The 6808-nt window shown below is 70.2% G+C and carries 9 protein-coding genes and 1 pseudogene; 7 read left to right on the top strand and 3 right to left on the bottom strand.

Annotation, left to right across the window (positions count from 1 at the left end; translation table 11 throughout):
* Positions 1 to 108 precede the first annotated feature (108 nt).
* The 3 genes and pseudogenes from ACWDBE_RS35980 to ACWDBE_RS35970 form a co-directional block, all read right to left on the bottom strand.
* The gene (locus tag ACWDBE_RS35980; RefSeq protein WP_449789977.1) at positions 109 to 468 is read right to left on the bottom strand and encodes a hypothetical protein; all 360 of its coding nucleotides are present in this window, start codon (positions 466 to 468) and stop codon (positions 109 to 111) included.
* 14 nt (positions 469 to 482) lie between these two features.
* On the bottom strand, positions 483 to 1469 hold the full coding sequence (locus ACWDBE_RS35975) for a transcriptional regulator (RefSeq protein WP_449789992.1): 987 nt from the start codon (positions 1467 to 1469) through the stop codon (positions 483 to 485).
* A gap of 99 nt (positions 1470 to 1568) precedes the next feature.
* A pseudogene (locus ACWDBE_RS35970) lies at positions 1569 to 1805 on the bottom strand (helix-turn-helix domain-containing protein); the annotation flags it as partial.
* A 189-nt stretch (positions 1806 to 1994) separates the two neighbouring features.
* Here ACWDBE_RS35970 and ACWDBE_RS35965 point away from each other — a divergent pair.
* The 7 genes from ACWDBE_RS35965 (at position 1995) to ACWDBE_RS35935 (ending at position 6752) form a co-directional block, all read left to right on the top strand.
* A complete protein-coding gene (locus ACWDBE_RS35965; protein ID WP_449789978.1) occupies positions 1995 to 2411 on the top strand; it encodes a hypothetical protein in 417 nt (138 codons plus the stop codon).
* Positions 2408 to 3064: a hypothetical protein gene (locus ACWDBE_RS35960; protein WP_449810039.1), complete on the top strand. Its 657-nt coding sequence runs from the start codon at positions 2408 to 2410 to the stop codon at positions 3062 to 3064. The genes ACWDBE_RS35965 and ACWDBE_RS35960 overlap by 4 nt, the downstream gene beginning before the upstream one ends.
* Positions 3028 to 3876 (top strand): protein kinase domain-containing protein, encoded by an 849-nt coding sequence (locus ACWDBE_RS35955; protein ID WP_449789980.1) that lies wholly within the window; start codon positions 3028 to 3030, stop codon positions 3874 to 3876. Before ACWDBE_RS35960 ends, ACWDBE_RS35955 begins: the two co-directional genes overlap by 37 nt.
* Positions 3873 to 4373: a GNAT family N-acetyltransferase gene (locus ACWDBE_RS35950; RefSeq protein WP_449789981.1), complete on the top strand. Its 501-nt coding sequence runs from the start codon at positions 3873 to 3875 to the stop codon at positions 4371 to 4373. The genes ACWDBE_RS35955 and ACWDBE_RS35950 overlap by 4 nt, the downstream gene beginning before the upstream one ends.
* An 83-nt stretch (positions 4374 to 4456) precedes the next feature.
* Positions 4457 to 4876, top strand: coding sequence for an ATP-binding protein (locus tag ACWDBE_RS35945; protein ID WP_449789982.1), 420 nt, complete (start codon positions 4457 to 4459; stop codon positions 4874 to 4876).
* 14 nt (positions 4877 to 4890) lie between these two features.
* The gene (locus ACWDBE_RS35940) at positions 4891 to 5442 is read left to right on the top strand and encodes a hypothetical protein (RefSeq protein ID WP_449810038.1); all 552 of its coding nucleotides are present in this window, start codon (positions 4891 to 4893) and stop codon (positions 5440 to 5442) included.
* Between the two features lie 314 nt (positions 5443 to 5756).
* Positions 5757 to 6752 carry a helix-turn-helix domain-containing protein gene (locus ACWDBE_RS35935; protein ID WP_449810037.1) on the top strand — a complete coding sequence of 332 codons (996 nt, stop codon included), beginning with the start codon at positions 5757 to 5759 and terminating at the stop codon, positions 6750 to 6752.
* Positions 6753 to 6808 lie beyond the last annotated feature (56 nt).

Genomic DNA, 6808 nt, shown 5'->3' with positions numbered 1-6808 from the left:
TTTTCCCCCCCCCCACGCTCTCCCTTTCTTCGCACCCCCACCCCCCGTCCCCCCCCCCCTGCGGGGTGGTAGGCCGCCCCCGCCGGCTTCCCACGCCGAGCACAGCACTCAGGAATGGGCGCGTTCGATCGCCTCGAAGACGTCCGCATCGGTCTCCTGCTGCCACGACGGCAGATCGACCCAGTCGGCGACGTAGCCCGGCTTCGGATTCTCGATGTGCTTGTGGATCTGGGCGATCCAACACGTCGCTACGAAGCGGCCCTTCTGCTCCCGGGTCAGCTTGGACGTGTTGCCGCCGCTCACCAGAATGAAGTCACGGACCTGGCCGAACACGGCGGCGGCGCACTCACGCTCCCACTCGGGGGTGTCGTCCCACGGGGCGACATAGCCTGCCTTCGGCTCGCCCGGGTAGTGCTTCGACACACCGGCGATCCACGCTTCGCGGAAGAATTGCCCGTCAGACGACATGCGTTGATCCTTTGTCAGGTGGCGCCATCAAGCGCCGAAATCTGCTGGTACAGGGCTGAGGCCCGGCGGTCGGCCACGAGCGGAACGAGACGGCTCCTGACCGCCTGCAACTTCCTGCCGATGTAGCCCGAGCCGGTCTGGTCCGCCAGCTCCAGAGCGGCGTGAGTGTAGTGACTCGCCTGGTCCAGGTCACGGCATTCGGCACTCAGGGCTGCCAACTCTGCGAGGACGGCACCCCGGCGGCGCAGGGAGAGCTGTTGGGAGAGCGCGGATGTCAGTGCCTGCTCCGCCAGATCCGGGCGGCCGAGTGCGAGATAGCAGGTACCGCGCTCCTCCGCGAGACGCGAACCGTCGAATCGGAGCCAGCCGCCATTGTGGAGTAGCCCGGACAGGTTATGTACCTGCTGGGCGTTATCCAGCGCTCGCTTGGTCGCGTCAAGGTCGCCGAGACCCGCAAATGCCTCCGCCTGAACTGCCGCCACCCAGTACCGGGTCGAGAGCTGACCGTCTCCTCGTTCAGCGACCTGAGAGGCCGCCTCCAGAATCGGAGCCGCGACGGCGAAACGCTGCTCGTAGAGCTCCACAAAGGCGTGCCGCGTCAGCGCATAAGCCCACATATCGAAAGCGCCGGCTTCCTTGCTGGCACTGGCGGCGAGCGTGTAGCAATGCGCAGCATCGGTGTACCGGTTGGCGTCGAAGAAGATCTCGCCCGCGAGCTGGTACAGATCTCCCACCAGCGCACAGAGCTGCCGGCGCGATGCATCGTTCTGACTTTCCCCCAGCCCCTTTGCCAGGACACCCAGTTGGTGCCTGACCATCGGGTACACGGCCAGCTTGGAGTCGGAGAGCCCGAACAGCTTCCAGAGGTGCGAGTTCAGTTCCGGCCCGACTTCCGTCAGGGACGCGGCCACGCCGGATCGAGACGAGGGGGTCTCGGCGCTCGGCAGGGCGATGAGCGCACCGGTCATGGCGAGCAGGCTCAGGACATCGCGGCGCTTCATGTCATCAGTATCACCAAGAGGTGGGGCAGCAGCCCAGACCACCGAACGGTCAGGGGCTGTCACCTCTGGCGCGAGGAGGTCCGCCAGGCCCCCGGGGGTGACTCTGAGGACCTTTGCCATCTTGGGGTGTACGTACCCCTGGGGGTTGGTCGCACCGGCCTCCCAGCGGGTGACCGTGGAGACTGCCACTCCCAGTTCGGCGGCGAATGCCTCCTGACTGTAGCCCAGTGCCTTGCGGCGCTGCGCGAGTCGCTTCCTTCTCGGAGTCACAATCGCCCCCGCTCGATTCAAAGGGCCCCAGGTCACGCAGGGTAGTGAGTTGATTATGCCTGACATATGCCCAGCTTCTGCTCTGGTTCAGGGCAACTCCCGCACCGTTCACTGGATACAGCTACCCCAGGCCCGCTCGCTCCCCGGGCGGCCACGCACTCCCGACGCTCGGAGCAGGTGATGCCGGGCCGGGTTTCCCTCACAGCTACCCGTACCCGCCCGGGCGGGCAGCGCTGACCCCGATTGGAGAGGCCCATGACCACCTCCACCACGTCCGGTGTCGAGCTGGACGAGCTGGGCAAGTTCTTCACGATCGCCGCGCGGCGGATCGACGCGGGCGAGGGCGCGCCGGAGATGTTCTCCGCCGTCGTCGACGCGGCGTGGCACCGGCTGCTCGCCGACCCGGTCGCGCACGAGGAGTTCGCGCTCCGGTACGCCAGCCGCAGGCTGGCCCACGTCGAGAGCTCCGGCAGCGGCTTCATCTCCTGGGTGTCCGCGTACGAGGAGGCGTACGGCCCTCTGCCCGAGATCTGGTTCACCGACGCCGACGGCACGCTCGACACCCAGGCCCTGGCCCACTACCGCGAGACGGGTGAGGTCTGGGCGGAGTGGGACTGCTCGCCCGCGCCGAGCGACGGCGACGAGCTGGTCCCGGTGGCGTCGCACCTGTGATCACCACACCATCCGGCGCAGCGTCCCGGCCGACCGCCGGGGCGCTGCGCCTCATCGAAGCCCGGACGCAGGACCCCCTCGGTGTGGACGTGGACGGGTACCTCGCCGAGCTGTACGAGCACTGTCCGTTCCTGCGGCCGTCCACGTCACGGGGCATGGCCGGTTGGACGGTCTACGAGATCGCCCCGGGCAGTCACCGGTACGCCGTGGAGGCCGAGTTGTTCTACGCCGGGGTCCAGGCCGCGGAGTGGGTCCGTCCGCTGATGGGTCGGCCATATGGCGCCCTGGCGTGCGAGAACGTGGTGTTGGTCGGGCGCTGCGAAGGCGCGGGCCATGGCGAGCTGATGGCCTGGCCGCACTGGGCGTTGAAGCACCTGTACGGGCCGGTCGGAGTCATGTTCGGCAAGTTCCCCCTGGGTGCCGTCGAGACCAGCCGGCGTGGGCAGGCCATCCCGTCGCCGCCCTTCTCGTTCCTCCCGGTACGGGCGGGCGTGCGGCCCCTGGACCCGAGGTTCCTCGTGGAGACTCCCGATCTCGCCGCGGCCCTGGCCGTCGCGGTGGACGACGGCCAGGACGTCTTCAAGCACATCCCCTGCGAGTGGAAGGCAGTACGGCAATGGGCGAGTTCGCTACCGAGGCCGGAGAGGCGCTGAAGGCCACGAAGGCCCTCTGCGGGCCGCTGAAGCAGTTGGAGGAGATCAGCAGCCGGCGGGGATCGGCAGTGTGGAAGGCCAGCGGACCACGCGGTGTGGCGAGCATCAAGCTCGGCACCGGCGAGGCCGCCGAGGTCACCGCCCGCGAAGCCTCCGTCCTCGACCAGCTCCCCGGCTACACCGTTACCGCCGGCCGCTTCCCCGACGGCATCTGGTACATCACCCCGTGGCTGCCCGGCCCCTCCACCTGGCAGGTCTTCCGCCCCCTGCGCAAGGGCGACGGCGAGAAGGACGAAGCCCTCGCCGCCGCCGTCGGACTGTGCCGTGCGGTGGCAGACCTCCACGCCGACGGCTGGGTGCACGGCGACCTCCAGCCCGCACACGGCATCCACGGCCAGGACGGAACAGTGCGCCTGCTCGACTTCGCCTGGACACGGCGGATCGGCACCACCCCGTGGACCAGATTCGACGGCACGATGATCCACCTCACCGCGCCCGAGTCGGCCGCCCGGATCATCAACGGCCCCCAGCCCGTCGAAACGACACAGCCTGCCGACGTCTACGCCCTCGCCGGCACCCTGTGGACCTGCGTCACCGGCACGTGGCCGCTGGACTACGAGGCGGCCGGGCTCGAGAAGGGAGCGCCGGTGGAGGAGATCCGCAAGACCATCGCCCACTGGGCTGTCCCTCTGTCCACCGTGCTGCCCTGGCCCGCCCTCCAAGCCCGCCTGCGCAACGTCCTGCTGGCCGCGCCCGATGACCGGCCGACCGCCACCGAGCTGACGAAGATCATCGAAGCGGTGGACGGGTGATCAAGCTGCGGGAGCTGGGCACCGGAGACGCCGAGGCCCTGCAACGGATCTACAGCGCGGAGTCCACCAGGTACCTGGGCCGATCACCGATGGACGCCGAAGAGGCCCGCCACCGCGTCCGCGACATCATGGCGGCTGCTGCGCAGTCACCACGCACGCTGTACGTGCTCGGATTCACCGTGGACGGTGACCTCCTCGGCATCGGCAAGCTCCACTGTGACCGGCCGGTCGCCGCCATCAGCTACATCCTGCGCGCAGACGCCTGGGGCCATGGCTACGCCACCGAAGGAGTCCGCAAGATCCTCGCGCTCGCATTCGGCCACCTCGGCCTGCCGGAGGTCCGCGCCAAACATCGCACCGACAATCCCGCCTCCGGCCGCGTCCTCCGTAAGACCGGGTTCGTCACGACCGGCGAGCGCTCCGGCTTCATGACCTACACCCTCGCATCGCCCGGACTGTCCCACCCCGGCTTCCAATCGAACCTGTCACGTCCATAGTCGACTGGCTGTCCGTCATTGGTCCATCACCATCAGTGGTGTGGCTGGTCTCTCTACTCCTTTTGCTTCCAAGGTGTTCCCTCATGCTCACGTCCCGCCGCCCCCGCATGTTCGTCGCGCGCCTCGACTCGCGAACCGAATCCACGCCCCTGGCCCGCTACTTGCTCCGGGCGTACCTCTCCGGGCTGCCCTCCGGGGACCGGTACCGAGACAGCGCCGAACTGCTCCTGTCCGAGCTGTTCGCCAATGCCGTCCAGCACTGCGACGCGCCCGACGACCGGCGCATCGAAGTGCGCTTCTCCCTCGCCGGCTCCCGCCTGCGCGTCGAAGTCCACGATGCCGGCGATGACCGCCCTTCCCTCCGCGCCGCCGCGCCGGACGACGAGCACGGGCGCGGCCTCCTCCTCGTCAACGAGCTCGCAGAACGCTGGGGCTGCGCCGACCGCCCCTGCGGCATCGGCAAGTTCGTCTGGGTGCTCATCGCCCCCGCCACCCTCGCCTGAAAGCCCGATTCCCTATGCACCTCGCCACCCTGGCCCGGCACACCCTCTCCCGTGGCACCACCCCCGCCGCCACCTACGCCCTCCTCGCCCGCCTCGGCCACCGACCCCTGCCCGTCGCCCGAGCCGTCTGCCTCGCCCTCGACATCCCCCAGGCCGAGACCACCCGCCGCCTCGCCGACTGCTACGACGCCCTGCTCGCCGACCCCCGCCCCGACTCCGCGAGCGACACCGGCGAACTCCTCGAAGCCCTCGGCGTCTTCGACATCCCCAAGTCCCTCACCGACACCGAACTCGCCGTCGTCGAACACTTCCTGACCGCCGTCGACGCCATGGGCGGCATCCGCCCCGGCCACCGCCACGGCCTCAACCGCTGGTTCACCACCGGCAACCTCACCACCGCCTACCTCTCCCTCACCGCCACCCACCCCCTCCCTCGCACCGGCAACCCCGCCCTCTACTGGACCACCCTCACCACCGCCGGCGAACTCCTCGCCACCACCCTCCCCTCCGACCGCCGCATCCGGTACGCCCTCACCCACTGCCGCACCCGCACAACCCGCCCATAAGCACAGGAAGTCGGCCAAGTCGACTTCCTGCGCAAAGCGGCAACGGGCCCTGGGGCGGCCTGAATGGGCTCAGCTGTGGTGGCCCCGGCCATCCATGGCCGGGGCCACCGTTGCCTTTTGTTGCTCCTGGAAGGGGTGGGCGGGTGGGGCGCAGCTGCTGCCGCTGTTCCGGCTTGTTCTCTTCGGCCGACGCCGTCCGGCGCGGGGCCTCGCCCGAGGGCGGCCTCGTCGGCTGATCCCCTCCTCCCCCGGGCCGGATCCGTCAGCGGTGTGAGAATGCCGGGACGGGGAAGGCCAGCCAGGGGAGGTCGAGCATGCTGACCGAGTCGGTGTACCGGACCGAGGACGTGGAACCACGGGACCGCTTCGAGTACTGGCAGCAGCAACTCACCCGGATGATCGCGCCGTTCGACGTCCGCACCGAGCACAGGGCCGACTTCCGGTCCGAGGTGCGTGTCCTGCCGCTCGGCGACCTGGCGCTCTGGACGATGGAGCACCCGCCGCTCGCCGCGAGCCGGTCGCCACGCCTGATCCGCTCCTCCACCGACCCCGAGCTGTACCTGTTCTCGCTTCCGTTCGGCGACACCGCCACCGCGGTCCGCTCCGACGGCCTCGGCGCCTACCGCCCGCACGACGTGGTCCTGCAGGACAGCGCCCGGCCCGTCCTCCTCCAGGCGAGCACCGACGATCCGCGCCAGCTGTTCCGCGGGGGCTGGCTGACCGTGCCCCGACAGGCGCTGCCGCTGTCGCCGGACCGGGTCGGCACGCTCACGGCCCGCCGGATGCCCGGGGACGCCGGAGTGGGCGCCCTGCTCGTCCAGTTGCTCGCCGGCATCGCCGCCGACCCCGGCGCCTACCGGGCCGGCGACGCACCCCGGCTGGGCACCGTCGCCCTCGACCTGGTGTCGGCGCTGCTCGCCCACCACCTCGACGCCGAGGACGCCGTACCGCCGGAGAGCCGGCGCCGGGCCCTGGTCCAGCGGATCCGGGCCTTCATCCGGGCCCACCTGCACGAGCCGGACCTCGACCCCGGCGCGGTCGCCGCCGCGCACCACATCTCGGTCAGCTACCTGCACCGCCTCTTCGAGGGCGAGGAGGAGACCGTCGCCGCCTGGATCCGCCACCAGCGCCTCGAACGGGCCCGCCGCGACCTCGGCGACCCGGCCCTGGCCACCACGCCCGTCCACGTCATCGCGGCCCGCTGCGGATTTCCCCGCGCCGCGGACTTCACCCGCGCCTTCCGCGGCGCGTACGGCCTGCCGCCCCGCGACTACCGCCACGGCGCCGTGACGGTCGGCGGTGGACTCTGAACCAAGCGGCAGTGGACCGCATGCTAACGACAACCGCCGGGGGCGTCGGCAAGCTG

It is taken from the genome of Kitasatospora sp. NPDC001132, assembly GCF_053598415.1.
This window is presented reverse-complemented; position numbering and strand designations above follow the sequence as displayed.

What these genes read in the sequence shown, in the direction of transcription:
- ACWDBE_RS35975 (WP_449789992.1), bottom strand. Translation starts at nt 1,469, where the DNA reads ATGAAGCGCCGCGATGTCCTGAGCCTGCTCGCCATGACCGGTGCGCTC.
- ACWDBE_RS35980 (WP_449789977.1), bottom strand. Translation starts at nt 468, where the DNA reads ATGTCGTCTGACGGGCAATTCTTCCGCGAAGCGTGGATCGCCGGTGTG.
- ACWDBE_RS35955 (WP_449789980.1), top strand. Translation starts at nt 3,028, where the DNA reads ATGGGCGAGTTCGCTACCGAGGCCGGAGAGGCGCTGAAGGCCACGAAG.
- ACWDBE_RS35940 (WP_449810038.1), top strand. Translation starts at nt 4,891, where the DNA reads ATGCACCTCGCCACCCTGGCCCGGCACACCCTCTCCCGTGGCACCACC.
- ACWDBE_RS35965 (WP_449789978.1), top strand. Translation starts at nt 1,995, where the DNA reads ATGACCACCTCCACCACGTCCGGTGTCGAGCTGGACGAGCTGGGCAAG.
- ACWDBE_RS35945 (WP_449789982.1), top strand. Translation starts at nt 4,457, where the DNA reads ATGCTCACGTCCCGCCGCCCCCGCATGTTCGTCGCGCGCCTCGACTCG.
- ACWDBE_RS35935 (WP_449810037.1), top strand. Translation starts at nt 5,757, where the DNA reads ATGCTGACCGAGTCGGTGTACCGGACCGAGGACGTGGAACCACGGGAC.